Source organism: Pseudomonas sp. FH4, assembly GCF_000510915.2.
Lineage (GTDB): Bacteria > Pseudomonadota > Gammaproteobacteria > Pseudomonadales > Pseudomonadaceae > Aquipseudomonas > Aquipseudomonas brenneri.
The window spans coordinates 185,399-200,316 of sequence record NZ_AOHN01000021.1 but is presented as its reverse complement, the minus strand read 5'-3'; the positions used below and the strand labels follow the sequence as shown (position 1 = coordinate 200,316).

14 protein-coding genes are annotated in these 14,918 nt (G+C 61.1%); 4 read left to right on the top strand and 10 right to left on the bottom strand.

The annotated features are described in order from the left end of the window. The first annotated feature begins 194 nt into the window (after nt 1-194). Both H097_RS17540 and H097_RS17535 read left to right on the top strand, forming a co-directional pair. Nucleotides 195-1,364, top strand: coding sequence for a p-hydroxyphenylacetate 3-hydroxylase oxygenase component (locus H097_RS17540; protein ID WP_032861348.1), 1,170 nt, complete (start codon nt 195-197; stop codon nt 1,362-1,364). Nucleotides 1,365-1,427: 63 nt separating this feature from the next. Then, nucleotides 1,428-2,372 (top strand): p-hydroxyphenylacetate 3-hydroxylase reductase component, encoded by a 945-nt coding sequence (locus H097_RS17535; protein WP_032861345.1) that lies wholly within the window; start codon nt 1,428-1,430, stop codon nt 2,370-2,372. 10 nt (nt 2,373-2,382) lie between these two features. On the opposite strand, the gene H097_RS17530 is transcribed toward H097_RS17535, so the two are convergent. Next, a complete protein-coding gene (locus H097_RS17530) occupies nt 2,383-3,276 on the bottom strand; it encodes a LysR family transcriptional regulator (RefSeq protein ID WP_032861451.1) in 894 nt (297 codons plus the stop codon). Nucleotides 3,277-3,407: 131 nt separating this feature from the next. Here H097_RS17530 and H097_RS17525 point away from each other — a divergent pair, with 131 nt between their 5' ends. Next, a complete protein-coding gene (locus H097_RS17525; RefSeq protein ID WP_032861343.1) occupies nt 3,408-3,833 on the top strand; it encodes an ester cyclase in 426 nt (141 codons plus the stop codon). A 43-nt stretch (nt 3,834-3,876) separates the two neighbouring features. On the opposite strand, the gene H097_RS17520 is transcribed toward H097_RS17525, so the two are convergent. The 5 genes from H097_RS17520 to H097_RS17500 all read right to left on the bottom strand — a co-directional run bounded on the left by H097_RS17520 (nt 3,877) and on the right by H097_RS17500 (nt 8,098). Then, nucleotides 3,877-4,530: an oxygen-insensitive NAD(P)H-dependent nitroreductase NfsB gene (locus H097_RS17520; protein ID WP_032861450.1), complete on the bottom strand. Its 654-nt coding sequence runs from the start codon at nt 4,528-4,530 to the stop codon at nt 3,877-3,879. A 111-nt stretch (nt 4,531-4,641) separates the two neighbouring features. Continuing rightward, a complete protein-coding gene (locus H097_RS17515) occupies nt 4,642-4,953 on the bottom strand; it encodes an antibiotic biosynthesis monooxygenase (RefSeq protein WP_032861341.1) in 312 nt (103 codons plus the stop codon). Nucleotides 4,954-5,080: 127 nt separating this feature from the next. Then, on the bottom strand, nt 5,081-5,974 hold the full coding sequence (locus H097_RS17510; protein ID WP_082445624.1) for a glycine betaine ABC transporter substrate-binding protein: 894 nt from the start codon (nt 5,972-5,974) through the stop codon (nt 5,081-5,083). Nucleotides 5,975-6,008: 34 nt separating this feature from the next. Then, the gene (locus tag H097_RS17505; RefSeq protein WP_032861340.1) at nt 6,009-6,890 is read right to left on the bottom strand and encodes a LysR family transcriptional regulator; all 882 of its coding nucleotides are present in this window, start codon (nt 6,888-6,890) and stop codon (nt 6,009-6,011) included. A 35-nt stretch (nt 6,891-6,925) separates the two neighbouring features. After that, nucleotides 6,926-8,098 (bottom strand): L-dopachrome tautomerase-related protein, encoded by a 1,173-nt coding sequence (locus H097_RS17500; protein ID WP_032861339.1) that lies wholly within the window; start codon nt 8,096-8,098, stop codon nt 6,926-6,928. A 413-nt stretch (nt 8,099-8,511) separates the two neighbouring features. On the opposite strand from H097_RS17500, the gene H097_RS17495 reads away from it, so the two are divergent. Further along, nucleotides 8,512-9,951 carry an FAD/NAD(P)-binding protein gene (locus H097_RS17495; protein ID WP_032861336.1) on the top strand — a complete coding sequence of 480 codons (1,440 nt, stop codon included), beginning with the start codon at nt 8,512-8,514 and terminating at the stop codon, nt 9,949-9,951. Here the strand turns inward: H097_RS17495 and H097_RS17490 are convergent. From H097_RS17490 to H097_RS17475, 4 genes are read right to left on the bottom strand one after another with little or no spacing between them, the layout of a single operon-like run. Then, the gene (locus H097_RS17490) at nt 9,948-11,216 is read right to left on the bottom strand and encodes an HlyD family efflux transporter periplasmic adaptor subunit (RefSeq protein WP_032861335.1); all 1,269 of its coding nucleotides are present in this window, start codon (nt 11,214-11,216) and stop codon (nt 9,948-9,950) included. The two genes, H097_RS17495 and H097_RS17490, sit on opposite strands and share 4 nt — an antisense overlap. Then, nucleotides 11,206-12,687 carry a TolC family protein gene (locus H097_RS17485; protein ID WP_032861334.1) on the bottom strand — a complete coding sequence of 494 codons (1,482 nt, stop codon included), beginning with the start codon at nt 12,685-12,687 and terminating at the stop codon, nt 11,206-11,208. The genes H097_RS17490 and H097_RS17485 overlap by 11 nt, the downstream gene beginning before the upstream one ends. Further along, nucleotides 12,680-13,879 (bottom strand): ABC transporter permease, encoded by a 1,200-nt coding sequence (locus H097_RS17480; protein WP_032861332.1) that lies wholly within the window; start codon nt 13,877-13,879, stop codon nt 12,680-12,682. Before H097_RS17480 ends, H097_RS17485 begins: the two co-directional genes overlap by 8 nt. Then, nucleotides 13,876-14,583, bottom strand: coding sequence for an ABC transporter ATP-binding protein (locus H097_RS17475; protein WP_032861329.1), 708 nt, complete (start codon nt 14,581-14,583; stop codon nt 13,876-13,878). The genes H097_RS17480 and H097_RS17475 overlap by 4 nt, the downstream gene beginning before the upstream one ends. Between the last annotated feature and the right edge of the window lie 335 nt (nt 14,584-14,918).

Genomic DNA, 14,918 nt, shown 5'->3' with positions numbered 1-14,918 from the left:
AGTTTCTGCGGCGGCTTTTTTGTGGGCCATGGAAAGTACAATCTTCCATCTGGAACGTGCATTTTGCGCTGCGACCCTGGGTCACATACTGGTCGTGTCATTACGAACGTTCCCGGTGGTTTTACCCTGTCTTTCGCTTGAGCAGGACGCAGGCGCACCAGGAATGGGGATATCCAATAATAAAGAGACGACCCATGAAAAAGCCAAACCCTCTGCTGGAAGACCTGAAGTCGGTCTTGCCCACTATCGCTGCCAATGCCTTCGCCGCCGAGAACGACCGTAGCGTGCCTGCCGAGAACATCGCGTTGCTCAAGGGCATCGGCATGCATCGGGCGTTCCTGCCGAAAAAGTACGGTGGCATGGAAATCTCCCTGCCGGATTTTGCCCAATGCATCGCGCTGTTGGCCGGCTCTTGCGCGAGCACTGCCTGGGCGATGAGCCTGCTGTGTACGCATAGCCATCAGATGGCTATGTTCCCGTCAAAGCTGCAGGACGAGGTCTGGGGGACTGACCCCGACGCGACCGCCAGCAGCAGCATCGCACCGTTCGGGCGTACCGAAGAAGTGCCGGGTGGCGTGACCTTCAGCGGCGAGATGGGCTGGAGTTCAGGCTGTGACCATGCCGAGTGGGCGATCATGGGCTTTCGTCGCAAAAACGCCGAAGGCACCCAGGACTATTGCTTCGCCGTGCTGCCGCGCAGTGACTACACGATTCGTGACGACTGGTTTGCCGTGGGCATGCGTGGCAGTGGCAGCAAGACCTTGATCGTCGATCAGGCCTTCGTGCCCGAGCACCGCATCCAGAAGGCCAAGGACATGATGGAGGGCAAGTCGGCGGGTTTTGGCCTGTATCCGCACAGCAAGATTTTCTTCGCCCCGTACCGTCCGTATTTTGCCAGCGGCTTCTCCACCGTGAGCCTGGGGATCGCCGAGCGCATGCTCGACGTGTTCCGCGAAAAGACCAAAAACCGGGTGCGGGCCTACACCGGTGCGGCAGTCGGCGCAGCGACACCGGCGCTGATACGCCTGGCCGAGTCCACGCATCAGGTGGCCGCCGCGCGGGCCTTGCTGGAAAAGAGCTGGAGCGAGATCGCCGAGCACAGCGAGCGCCATGAATATCCAAGCCGTGGCACCCTGGCGTTCTGGCGGACCAACCAGGGTTACGCGACCAAGATGTGCATCCAGGCGGTAGACCGCTTGATGGAGGCCGCTGGCGGCGGTGCGTGGTTTGAATCCAACGAACTGCAACGGCTGTTTCGCGATGCGCACCTCACCGGGGCGCATGCGTACACCGACTACGATGTTTGCGCACAGATCCTGGGGCGTGAACTGATGGGCCTGGAGCCAGACCCAGCGATGGTTTGACCCACCACTCTTTACCTATAAGAACAATCAGGGCAGGGCCATCGGCCTGCCCGGGAGTCTTGCATGTCTACTGAAAATACAACGGCTGCTGGCATCGATACCCGCGCGTTTCGTCGCGCACTGGGCAATTTCGCCACCGGCGTCACCGTGGTGACGGCGGCTGACGCCACAGGGCGCAAGGTTGGCGTGACTGCCAACAGCTTCAACTCGGTGTCCCTGGACCCGCCGCTGATCCTGTGGAGCATCGACAAACGCTCGACCAGCCACGCAGTGTTCGAGGCCGCCAGCCACTTTGCGGTGAATGTGCTGGCCGCCGATCAGATCGACCTGTCCAACAACTTTGCCCGCCCCAAGGAAGACCGGTTTGCCGAAGTCGAGTACCAGGTCGGTGAGGGCGGGGCTCCGGTGCTGGCTGACTGCTCGGCACGTTTTGAGTGCGAGAAGTACCAGCAGGTAGACGGCGGTGATCACTGGATCATGATTGGCAAAGTGGTTGCATTCGACGACTGCGGCCGCTCGCCGTTGCTGTATCACCAGGGCGCGTATTCCATGGTGTTGCCGCACACCCGCATGACCAAACGCGAGGACGGCCAGCCACCGAGCAGCCATTTCCAGGGCCGCCTGAGCCATAACCTCTACTACCTGATGACCCAGGCGCTGCGGGCCTATCAGGCCAGCTACCAACCACGCCAACTGTCCACCGGCCTGCGCACCAGTGAAGCACGGATGCTGATGGTGCTGGAAAACGACGCTGGCCTGAGCCTGGCCGATTTACAGCGCGAAGTGGCAATGCCGGCGCGCGAGATCGAAGAGGCGGTGAACAATCTCAAGCGCAAGGCGTTGGTGCGCGATGATCAGGAACGGGTAAAACTCACCCCCAAGGGCATCGACGAAACCGAGTCGCTGTGGACCATCGCCCGCGAGCAGCAGGACAAGGTTTTCAGCCAATTCAGCGAAGCGCAGCTGGAGACCTTCAAGACCGTGTTGAAAGCGGTGATCCAGCACTGAATACGGTCACTCAATCCAGGTGCTGGAACGACTTGACGATAAAGTCGATAAACACGCGGGTCTTGGCCGGCAGGTGTTGCCGCGAAGGGTAGACGAGGTTGATTTCCAGGCGGGGCAGGTCCCAGTCGGTCAGCACGGGAGTCAATCGCCCGGCGGCGATATCGTCGTGTATCACATACGTTGGTTGCGCAAGGATACCCATCCCTTGCAGCGCGATGGCCCTGAGCAGATAACCGTCGTTGGACTCGAACGCAGGGGTGACGGGTACCGTGAGGGTCTCGTGCTCGCGCTGGAAAGTCAGCTCATAGGGATCCGTGGCGTAGCTGTAGAGCAACAACTGATGCTCAGCCAGCGCCTGCGGATGTTCGGGGTGACCGTTGCGTTCGAGGTAGTCCGGCGAGGCGGCCAGTATGCGCCTCGTATCGGTCAGGCGGCGGATGACCAGGCTGGAGTCCGGCTCGCTGTCACGGGTACGCAGGGCCACGTCGATGTTGTCATCGATGATGTCGTGGTAGCGATTCTCGGCCACGACATCCAGGCGCACATCCGGGTACAGCACCTTGAACCTGGGGACTAGCGGCAAGATATGTTGCAGGCACAGGGATAAGGATGCGGTCACACGCAACACCCCGGCTGGATGATTTTTGCTCGCACTGACCGCCTCGGTAGCGCCTTGCATCGTCGTGAGGGCCGCCTTGGTGCTGGCGTAGAACACCTTGCCGACTTCGGTGACGAACAAGCGCCGGGTGCTGCGCTCGATCAGCCTGACGCCGAGGCGATTCTCCAGCGCCGCAAGGTGCCGGCTGGCGGCCGCACTGGAGAGGTCCAGGGCCTCTGCGGCCTTGGTTACGCTGCCCAGTTCCACGACCTTTACAAACAACTCATATTCGGTCCAGCGATCCATCAGCATTGCTCCGCTGCGCGCAAGTGTGTTTTCCATCTACAGACTTTTTCAGGTTTGTGCCGCCGGTTAACCTTTTTCTGCCCCTGCCAGTCTAGCCGTTGGGTGCAGGGAAAAACTTGATCGGAGTCGAAATGAGCAAGAATCTGGATACAGTGAAAAAGTACTTCAAGTATTGCGTCGACGGTAAGGATGTTGAGCGCGTAGCGGAGTTTTTTGCCGACGATGTGGTGGTTCATCGCCCCGATTGTCCGGCGCCTATCGTCGGTGTCGAACCTTTCAAGCAGGCCTTGCGCCTGAACGTCACCGAACGCTACGACTCGATCGAGACCACCTTCCAGAAGGAAGTGGTGGCCGGTGATGTGGTGGTGGTTGCGCTGATGCATCACGCCAAGGGCTCCAATACCTGGCATGGCTACGATGTCAGTGGCAAGGACCTGGCCTGGAGCGCATTGACCTATTTCCGGTTCAATGCCCAGGGCAAGGTGGTCGAGGAAATCGTCGAGCGCAATGAGCTGTTCATGGCCAGGCAGCTCGGCATTTTTACTGACGGCATCTAGCGCCTTGCGCGGGGCTCCTGGAGGCCCGCGCAAGTCACTGCAATCAGATAAAGTCGAACAGCCCCTGGGCCGGCAACCGGGACTTTGACAAGCGGGCGTTGAAGTCCTCGTTGCTGCGATAACCCAGGCTCACCACGACTGAACTGGTAAAGCCGCGCTCACGCAGCCCCAGTTCGGTATCCAGCACCTTGCTGTCGAAACCCTCCATGGGGGTTGCATCAAGGTCCAGTGCCGCAGCGCCCAGCAACAGGGTGCCCAGGGCCAGATACGTCTGTTTTTCCATCCAGTGCTGAACGTCCTTGAGATCATAGCGATGCAGGTTGACAAAGCTGCGCCGTCCCCGGTCCTGGCCGGCCTTGGCTTGCGCGTCGTGAAAGCGCCCATCGCTCGCCTCTTGACTGAGCAAGGCCTGCAGGTACTCCTCGGACATCTGGGTGCGGGTACACAGCACCAGCACATGGGAGGCGTCGAGAACTTTCGCCTGGTTGAAGGCAAAGGCACCTTCCACACTTTTGGCAATGCGTGCTTTACCGTGCTCACTTTCTGCGACCACAAAATGCCAGGGTTGCGAGTTGACCGACGAAGGACTGTTGCGCAGTTGTTCCAGCAACAGCTCCAGAGTTGCCTTGGGAATCCTGCGTGAAGCATCGAAGAGCTTGGTTGTATAACGACGTTTGGAAAGCGTGATCAGGTCGATCTTTGAGGCTGTGGAGCAGGGAAAAGTCATGACAGTCTCCGGTGTGTTTTCGCGGGTTTGCAGATGAGGTACCCCGTCCAGCCCCTTTAACACAGGGGGGGACGGGGTTATTTAGGCAATAGCCTTGTAGAAATTCACTTGCGCCTCATCCAGGTAGGCGAGGATCTTCGCCGGCAGGCGCTCGGTAGGCTTGGCCGGGCCGAAGGCCTTGTAGAGGGTTTCAAAATGCGCGTGCAGGTCCTCGACGCTTTCCCATTGTTCGTTGAGGAAAAACTTGTCGGGGTTCTCTTCGTCCTGGTGCCACTGATAAACCACGGCCTTGTCATGCTGGCGTGTGAGCTTTTGCGAAACGGCGGCGACATCACGAAAGAATTCGGCCTGTTTGCCTGCTTTGATGGTGCCGCTGAACACTAGATAAAGCATGGTGGAATCCTCATTGGTGGGTCATTGCAGAAAGCCTGCAATGCCAAGTTAATCCCCAGGAACACCGGCTTGTAGCCAGCCCGTGGCGAATTCAGAATTCGTCAAGTGCATCGAAAGACACGCCTGTTCAGGCCAGCGGCGCTAACCAGGCCCGCAACGTTTGCGGGTGTCTTGCCAGCCAGTCACTCGCCGCTTCGTCGGCCGACTGTTCGCCGCGATTGAAGGCGTCGTCGAGCTCGGCAACGATGGCGTTGGACAGGCGAATGTTGTCCAGTACCTGGATCTCGGCCGCCGTCAGCAGCGCCAGGCGATCCTCGCGAGCCAGTAGCACCGCGCGGTCGATGCTACCGAGCAAACCCTTGGGGTCCTTGAGGTCACGAATGCGGTAGCGGTGATGCAGGAACTGCGGATGCCACAGTGGCACGACGCCCCAATGCTGTTGGCGATACAGGGCTTCAAAGGCGTCAATGCAGTCATCCTGGGTGCCTGTGCGGAACTGATACCCGGCGCGGCTCAAACCGTACTCGTCCATGATCTTCAGCGAGAACCGGGTAATCCCGGCACCCGGCCCGATCCCCTGGATCAGCGGGTTCATCCGGGCGCGGACTTCGGGCTTGAGCAGGTCCTCGATGGAGGCCACTGCATGCTCGCTCACGTAGTCGGGCACCCCCCACAATGCATACGGTTGGTAATGCAGGCCCAGCTCGCGAGTGGGCGTCACCGCGTCGACCGTTTGCTTGTAGATCCCGTGGCTGAACGGAATCCAGGCCGAAGCAAGCATGTCGATCGTGCCTTCGCGCAAGCGCTTGAAGTTGTCTTCGTGCAGGGCATATTGGCGCTCCACGGTCAGGCCCATGTGTTGCATGACCTGGGCGACTACCGCAGCGGTTGCACGGTGGAACGACAGGTCAGTGACGCCCAGCCGCACAACGCGCGAACCGCTGGCGATGTTGGTCCGGGTGAAGTCTTGATGGGTCACAGAGACTTTTTTGCCCGGACGCCTTGGTGTGGTTTTACCCATGTTTTTTTCCTTCACAGTGATTGAACGGGGAGGGTCAGGCGTCGCCCTGGAATTCGGCGCTCATGAACTCGACAAAGGCGCGGGCCTTGGAGGAAATCAGGCGGGCGCTGGGGTAAATCGCCCAGATATCGCGCGTCTGTTCCAGGGTGTGGGACGGCATGATGTGCACCAGTGCGCCGCTGTCCAGCGCAGCCCTGGCGTTCCACAGGGAAATGGAGGCGATGCCCAGGCCATCGACAGCGGCAAGTCGTGCGCTTTCGCCGCAATTGACCCGCAGCGAGCCGCTGATCGCCGGGGCATCGGTGGACGGCGCGCCGATGAAGCGCCAGTGATCCTCATCGCCCAGCAGGATGCAGGCGTGATTGATCAGGTCGGCGGGCACCACGGGCTCGCCATGGGCCTTGAGGTAAGCCGGCGCTGCACATAACACACGCTGGTCGCAGCCGATCCTGCGGGCCACCTGGGATGAGTCCTTGAGGGCCGCGATGCGGATCGCCACATCAATGCCAATCTCGGTCAGGTCCTGTAGTTCATCGGAGAGGATCAGGTCGATCTTCAGTTTTGGATTGGCGTGCAGGAACCGAGTAATCGCCGGCATCAGGCACATGCGTGTGAAGGAGCCGGGGGCCGAGACGCGCAGTATCCGCTTGGGCACATCCTCGCCCTTGACCGCCACGAAATAGGCTTCGTCCACGGCTGCCAGCACCCGGATCGCATGGGGCAGGAACACCGCGCCGTCTTCGGTCAGGCTGACCTGCCGGGTGGTGCGGTGCAGCAGGCGCATGCCCAGGTTTTCTTCAAGCTTGGCCAGTTTATGGCTGGCCACCGAGGGTGCCAGCCCCAGCTCCCTGCCGGCGGCGGTGATGTTGCCCAGCTCCGTTGAACGCATGAACAGTTTCAGCGCTTCGATGTTCATCGTGCAGCCTCGTCAGGGGGTGACTGAAACGATGTCTAGCGCGTGGGCGCGGGTGCGGCATCGATCTTCACCCGCAACAGGCTGTAGGGTTTCTGGCGCAAATCCTTGCCGGCGTGAAAGATGCCCTGGCGATGCAACTGGTTGGCCATGAAATACAGATAACCGTCGGGTCCGATCGACAAGGTGTCGGGCCAGAGCACACGCGGGTCGTGGACGATGGTCTGCCACTGCCCATCCGCCAGGCGTTTGCGCACGCTGTTGTGTTCGTAGTCGCCGGCATAGAGGGCACCGGCCGCATCGGCCTCAAGTCCATCGGAGGCGCCTTTTTCCCCAAGGTCCTGGACCGCCATGTCGAGCCGCGTTTCGCTGACCGAGGGATCACGCAGCAGCGCGGTCGGCACGGCATACAGGTGGCGGCTCGACAGTGGGCAGAAATATAAGGTCTGGCCGTCAGCCGACAGTGCGATGCCATCGGATGCCACCGAGAAAGGTCGGGTGCTGCCGTCGGCACCGCTCACCTTGAGGACCTGGCCTTCGACCTTGGGCACGAAGTGTGGGTCGACCGACGTCGAGACGGCACCACTGAGCCGGCGTATGGCCGTACCGCTGGCGATATCCATGACAATGATCGCCCCGGGGCCGGAGAGGGACGAGTCGGTGATGTAGATCACCCCCTCGTCGCCCACCCGAAAATCAAAGCGCATGTCGTTGACGTAGGTGCTGGGCAGCATGACGTTTTTCGGGAAGACCAGGGTCTTGACCACTTGATTGGTGGCCAGGTCGACGGCGACCAGCTTGGCGCCGCCAGGTGTCGGCGTCGAGAAGCCGGGGGCGGCGGTGTCCAGGATCCAGATGCGCCCGCGCCCATCAGCCACCACACTTTGCACACTGATAAAACCCTTGGCCGGGTCCTTTGGGTCGGCCTGGTTCATTGCCAGGTCAGGGTAGGGCACGACCTTGCCATCGCGCAGTTCACCGACGGTGAACGGGACTGCGTCGCCCCAACGTGGAAAGTTGACAAAAATGCGCCCGTTTTCGGCAACGCTGACGCCGGTGGGCATGGCGTCGTGGAAGGCGAACACCTGCTCGATGACGCCCAGGTTCTGCTCGCTGGGCAAGTTCGTCGGGGTGGCGGCCTGGGCGGCCTGGCTGCCGATGGCAATCGTCAAGGCAAGGGCAGACCAACTGAAAGGGTGTTTGAGGTGCATGGCAGGCTCCGGGCATCAGGTATGAATGCGTGATGCAATCCATGGTGTGCGTTCCCGGTAGGCGAAAAAAGCCACTAATGCCGCTAACAGTTTCATTGAAAACGATAAAATGCAGGGCGTTTGTGCCTTGATTTGCAACTGTTGGCCAGCCAACACTCAATCAACAGTTTGCTGGTTTATGGATGTGTGGAGTGTTCACGCGGCTATCTGAAGCTGAGGCGTTATTGGGCTTTTCAACCTTGGCGTAACTCCTGCAATGGACCAGGCCTGGCTATTTAACGAAAGAAACCGGCCCCCAATCGCTCAGTGTCGATGCAAATTTTTCAGCCAGCGGAACCACCGCAGGTGTCAGATACTGGGCGCGGGGCAACTGGCATGCTATTTATCCGGGTAAACGGTAAGGGCGTATTTTCATGAGTGAAACCGAACGCGGACAGGCGACTGGGGCCATTCGCAAGGCCGATGTGCTGATCATCGGTGGTGGCCTGAGCGGCACGATGCTGGCCGTGCAGTTGCTGCGTTTGCCGGGCGCCCGGCAGATTCTGCTGATCGAGCCGCGCGCAGAACTTGGGCGCGGCGAGGCCTATAGCGCGGTAGAGTTGGGGCACACCCTCAATGGCAATGCCGCGCGCATGAGTGTGGACCCGGACAATGCCGATGACTTGACCCACTGGTTGACCGAGTACATCGCCGCTGGCGGCTGGCCGGAATCGGACCGGCAACATGTGCCTGTCAGCGAGCTGTTCCCACCCCGGGGGATCTTTGGCCTGTACGCGCAACAGCGTCTGGCCCAGGCCCGGGAGGGATCGGCGTCAACGGTGGAGCATATTCGCGCCGAGGTCGTCGACGTGCAGGTGGAGCCGGCCGGTGTGCGCCTGACCCTGGATGACGGCCAACAACTGCACGGTGCCCAAGCCGTGCTGGCCACCGGCATGTTCCCGGCGGCGCGCACGCCACAAACCCAATCCAGCGGCTTGAATGCGGCGGCAGTGGACCCGTGGGATGTGCACGCCATGACGCAACTGGACCCCCAGTCGACTGTGCTGATCATCGGCTCCGGCCTGACTATGGTCGATGCCGTGGTGTCACTGGAGCAGGCTGGCCATCGCGGGCCGATCGAAATTTTTTCGCGCCATGGCCTGCTGCCCCATGTGCGCCGGCAACCACCGGCCTGGGTGGACTTTCTCGCTGAAGATCACAGCCTGCGCAGCCCGCTGCAATTACTGCGCGAAGTGCGCCGCCAATGCCAGAGCGCCCTGGCCCAGGGCATCGACTGGCAAGCGCCACTGGATACCGTACGTGCCCATATCGGCCGTTTATGGAGCCAGGCCAGCGAACGCCAGAAGCGCCAGTTCGTACGCCATGTACGGCCCTGGTGGGAGAGCCATCACCATCGCTCGCCACCCCTGAGCGCCGAGTTGGTAGCGCGGCTGCATGAGGAAGGGCGCCTGCGGATCCAGGCGGCATCGTTCCAGGGCCTTGAACCCACGGTAAACGGCGAAGTGACCCTGCGCCTGCGCCGTCGTGGCGAACAACACACCACCCACGTCAGTGGCGCGGCGTTGATCAACTCCAGCGGGATCGAATATGACTGGCGCCGCGTGGCCCGGCCGTTGCCCCGGCAACTGCTGGCACGCGGCTTGATCAAGCCTGGGCCATTGGCCTTGGGGATTGCGGCGGATGCATCGGGGGCGGTGCTGGACGAGCAGGGCGTGGTCAGTGAGCGGTTGTTTGCCATGGGCCCACCGCTGCGCGGCATGTGGTGGGAGAGTACGGCGGTGACGGATGTGGCGCTTCAAGCTAAAGCGTTGGCATCAACGTTAACGCTCCTACAAAAATGGATCTGCGTTTAATTTGGGGGCGCATCCATTTTTACGAAACCGGGCTTGAGCCCGAACACTTCCACGCCCTGCGCGGTGGACTGGCCGGTGGTGACCGTCACCCGTTCCACCGGCTTGTCCATCGCCGCCCGGTACTCCACGCTCATGGTCCCGGCATCCTGGCTGATCGCCTGGGCCGGCACGATGATCGCCTGCTCATTGTTATAGGTCACGATGGTCAGGCGGGCGCTCATGCCCAGGCGGACCCTTTGCAGCTGTTTCTCGGTCAATTTGGGAATGGACAGGGTCACCTGGAATTGCGCGCTGCCCTGGTTATCATTGGCGATCGCCAGGCCGCTGACCACACTGACTGAACCACTCAGGTGCTCGCCATCAAAACCGTCGCCCATGACCTCCACCGGCTGGCCCTGATGCAATTGGTTGATATCCAGTTCCGAGACTTTGGCGACGATCTTCAGGCGTTCGATATTGGCCAGCCCGAACAGCACCTGGCCCTGGCCGACCTTGCTCCCGGCCTGTACCGGTGGGTTGCTGTTACCGCCGCCCTGGGGGCTGTTGCTGCCTGGCGCGGGCACGACGATCCCGGAAAACGGTGCCTTGACCTCCTGGCCTTCGAGCAGTTTGCGCAGGGCCTCGTACTTGACCGTGGCATTGGTCAATTCCATGTCTGCAATCTGCCGGTACTCGCCCTTGCCCTGGTCCAGGGCCTGCTGCAGTTCGCTGCGGGCAGCGCTGAGGTCCAGTTGTTGCTGCTGGGCCTGTTGCTTGAGGTCGTCCAATTCATTGCGCGGGATGATGCCGCGCTTGAACAGGTTTTCGCTTTCAAGCAGTTTGCGCTGGGTGTTGTCAGCACTCATTTGCGAGGTGCGCAGGCTGCGCCGGGCGCGGCTGACGGTTGGGCCGGCGTCCCAGTCCTGCATTTCCTGCACGGTACGCCGGGCTTTGAGTTGTGTGGAGAGGGCTTCGCGCAGTTGCACTTCAAGGGTGGCAGGGTCCATGCGCAACAGGACCTGGCCAGCTTCGACCCGTTGGCCCTGTTCCACCAGGTTGGCTTGCACGTTGCCATCGAAGGGGGCCGTGAGGGTCATGGTGGTATCCGGTTCGATCTTGCCTACCAGACCGATCTGGTGCACCAGGGAGTCACTTTTCACCTCCAGCCATTGCTCGGCTGTGCCAGCCTGATCGGCGGCAGGCGTTGGTCGACTGAGCAGCGCGAATCCGGCAGCGCCCAGCAGTATCAGCAGTCCAGCGCCCAGCAGGGCTTTTCTAGTAGTCATTGAGGGCGATTTCCCAACTTTCCAAGGTCATGCCCAGCGTCAGGTCGAGCTGGGTCTGGGCATTCAAATAAGCAATCAGCGCATTGAGGCGGGAGTTTTCGGCACTGCGCAAGTCAGCTTCGAAACTCAGCACCTGGAAGTTGGTGGAGCGCCCGGCGCCAAGTTTTTCCCGCTCGATCTCGATCTTGCGCCGGGACAGTTCCACGGCCCGCTGGGCAATTTCATACTGGCGCCAGCGGGTGCCAAGGTCGCGCACCACGTTATTGACGCTGCGCTCCAGTTCCTGGCGCGCGTCGGTGATCAGGATGGCCTGGTTCTCCACATCGACCCGTGCGCGGACTTCAGCCTGTCGGGTACTGATATCGCCGATGGGAATACGCACCTGGACACCGGCATAACTGTCCCAACGCCGATTGCTGGTGCTGCCCGCGTCGTTATCCGTGTTGGCGCGGATCTGATTGGCCCCACCCACCAGATCGACCTGCCAGCGCCCGGAATCCTTGGCGATCACCAGGTTGAGATCAGCCTGCTGGCTGCCCAGCAGGGCCGCGAGGTATTCAGGTTGCTGGTTCTGCGCCAGGTTGAAGGCTTCGCGTTTGTCGATGTCCATGCGCGAGGCTTCCAGGGCTTCGGTGGCACGGATCGGTGTCGCCAGGTCCAGAGCCAGCAGGCGCAGCAACGACAGACGACTCATATCCAACTGGTTCTGGGCTTCCTCGACACTCAATTGCTGCGAGGCGATGTCGGCTTCGGTCTGGACGATTTCGAACTCGGCCATGCGCCCTGCATTGATCAACGCCTTGTTTACCTCCAGCAGGGTATTGGAACGCTTGAGCGCTTCCTGGGCGATGCTCAGTTGCTCCTGGGCCCGCAGCAATTCACGGTAGGTGGCGATGATCTGGCTGATGGTCTGTGCGACGTTGGCCTTGAGGTTCAAGCGGTTGGCCTGTTCGGAAAGACGCGACAAACGTAGCGGTGCAGTGGTGGCGTCCCAGCCGGCACCGCGCATCAGCGGCTGGATGACGGCCAGGTCCAGGCCGTCGCTGCGGTAGCGCCCGGCGCGGTTGGCATTGTTCAATTGTTGGGTCCAGCCCATGCTCAGCCGGGTGCCGTATTCGCCAAGCAAGCTGGTGGTGGGTGCCAGGTTGGCATTCCGGGCGCGGTCGTCGCTGCCCTGGGTGGTGCGGTAGGCACTGTTGAGTACCAGCTTGGGGTTGAAGGCGTCTTCGGCCACCCGCAGGTCGAACTTCTGTGCCACCCGTTGCAGGTACGCGCTGCGAATCGCCGGGTTGTTGCGCAGGCCCAGGTACACCGCATCGCCCAGTGTCAGGGTGGTGAGTTGGGCATTGAGTGAGGCACTGCGCTCATAGCCGCTGCGGGTGGTGGTCGGCGCCGAAGGGCGGATCACGATGTCGGCGGCCACACAGGGCAGGCTTGCCAGGGCGATCAGCAGCAGCAGGGGTTTATTCATCACGCAGGGCCTCCACTGGCTGCAAGCGTGACGCCGAAATGGCCGGGTAGATACCGAAAAACAATCCCACCAACAACGTACTGCCCACGCCCAGGGGCAGGGCCGAGACGGCCAGGGAAAACTGCCAGCCCGATAGCCAGGCGTAGAGATAGGCCGCCCCCATGCCCATTACCGCGCCACACAGCGCGCCGACGGCGGTGAGGGTGACGGCTTCGAGCAGGAACAGGTTGCGGATATCCCGCTGGCGAGCACCCAGGGCCATGCGGATACCGATTTCCCGGCGGCGTTCCGAGACGTTCATCAGCATCACATTCATCACGCCGACCCCGCCGCCCACCAGGGAGATGGCCCCCAGGGCCAGCAATAGATAGGCGAATGTGCGGCTTTGCCGGGTCATGCCGTCGATCATTTGCTGGGGGATCTGGATCTCGACGGTGTGGTCCATGAGTTGAGCGCTCAAGGCTTTGGTGGCATCGGATGCGATGCGCTCCATGTCCTGGCCTGGCGTCGCGCGCAGGACCACACTGCCGACCTGCGGCGAGGAATAGATACGGCGCATTCCCGCTGCGGGGATGAACAGTGACTCGTTGGTTTGCACTGGAATCAGCATCGAGCGCGGTTGGTTCTGCAGGATACCGATGATGAGGAACAGATAGTCGTTGACCCGTACCCGATCGCCCAGGCGTAACGGGTCACCGGGCATGCTCAACGCTTGGGCGATCTGATCGCCGACCACCGCGTAGGTTTCGCCGCTGTCGAACTCGGACAGGAAGCGACCTTCGCGCAGCGCCAGGCGCATGGCGTCCTTGAGGCCGGGGGTGCTGCCAATCAAGCCGGCGTTGGTGGTGCGACCATGAAAGACGACCGGCCCGCTAAACGAGGAAATCGCACCGATGTGGGCGATGCCTGGCACAGCCTGGCGTACGGCCTGCAGGTCCAGGCTGGTTGGCATCGGCACGGTGCTGTTGCCCTTGGGCGGGAACTGCGCCACCAGGGTATCGGTGCCCATGTCCTTGAAAATCATGGCTGCATCTTCGGCGGCGTTATGCCCGATATTGATCAGCGCGACCACCGATGAACTGCCGATGACGATCCCCAGCAAGGCCAGGATGGAGCGCTTGCCCAGGGTTCGCAGGCTGACAAACGCTTCGTGCAGCAACTGGCTCAGGCTCTGTTCGACCCTCAGGCTCATACGCACTGCGCCTCATGGACCACGCCATTGCGTACCAGGATCTGGCGATTCAGGCGTTCGGCGATATGCGGGTCGTGGGTGACGATGATCAACGTGACGCCTTGCTCGTGGTTCAGGGCCAGCAGCAGATCCATGATGTCCTGGGCGGTGTGGCTGTCGAGGTTGCCGGTGGGCTCGTCAGCCAGGATCACCGCCGGCGCGCCCACCAGGGCCCGGGCAATCGCCACCCGCTGGCGCTGGCCGCCGGACAGGTCGGCGGGGCGATGATGGGCCCGTTCGGCCAGGCCTACCTGCTCCAGCATATGCAGGGCGCGCGCCACCGACTCCTGGCGCGATACGCCGCGATAACTCAGGGGCAGGGCGACATTGTCCAGGGCGCTGAGGCGTGGCAGCAGGTTGAAACTCTGGAAGACAAAGCCGATCTGCTGGTTGCGGATGGCGGCCAGTTGATCCGGCGTGGCGTTGAAAATGTCATGGCCGGCGAAGCGATAGGCACCGCAGTCGGGCAGGTCCAGCAGGCCGAGGATATTGAGCAGGGTACTTTTGCCGGAACCGGAGGCGCCGAGGATGCCGCAGCTTTCTCCGCGGGCGATGGACAGGTTGACATCATTGAGAATGGCCAGGTGCTGTCCGGCCAATTGATAGCTTTTACCGATGCCTTGCAGAGAAATAAAGCCTGGGAGCGTTGGGGTATCTGTCATCATGACTACGCCTTGCGCTTTGGCAATCCGGCGCATCCTGAAAATATTTGTAACATCTTCAGGGCCTGCGGTGTGGCTGCCAACAGCTGGTTTTTATTCTTTTTTTAAAAACATTGTTTGAATAGTAACTGTGATCCAGCGGCTTCGCCAGCTACAGACATAGAGCGGTTTTTCCCGTGGCAGAGCCGATGCCAACCGCTGGAAAACGCCTGGGCCTACTCTTTGGAAACCGTTTAAAGGGCGACCAGCAATGCGTTTGGATAGTAGGGTGCAGTGTCACTGCTTGCTTTCGCGCACCCGCCCCGGTATAAAAAATCAAATTTTGTTTTAAAACATAT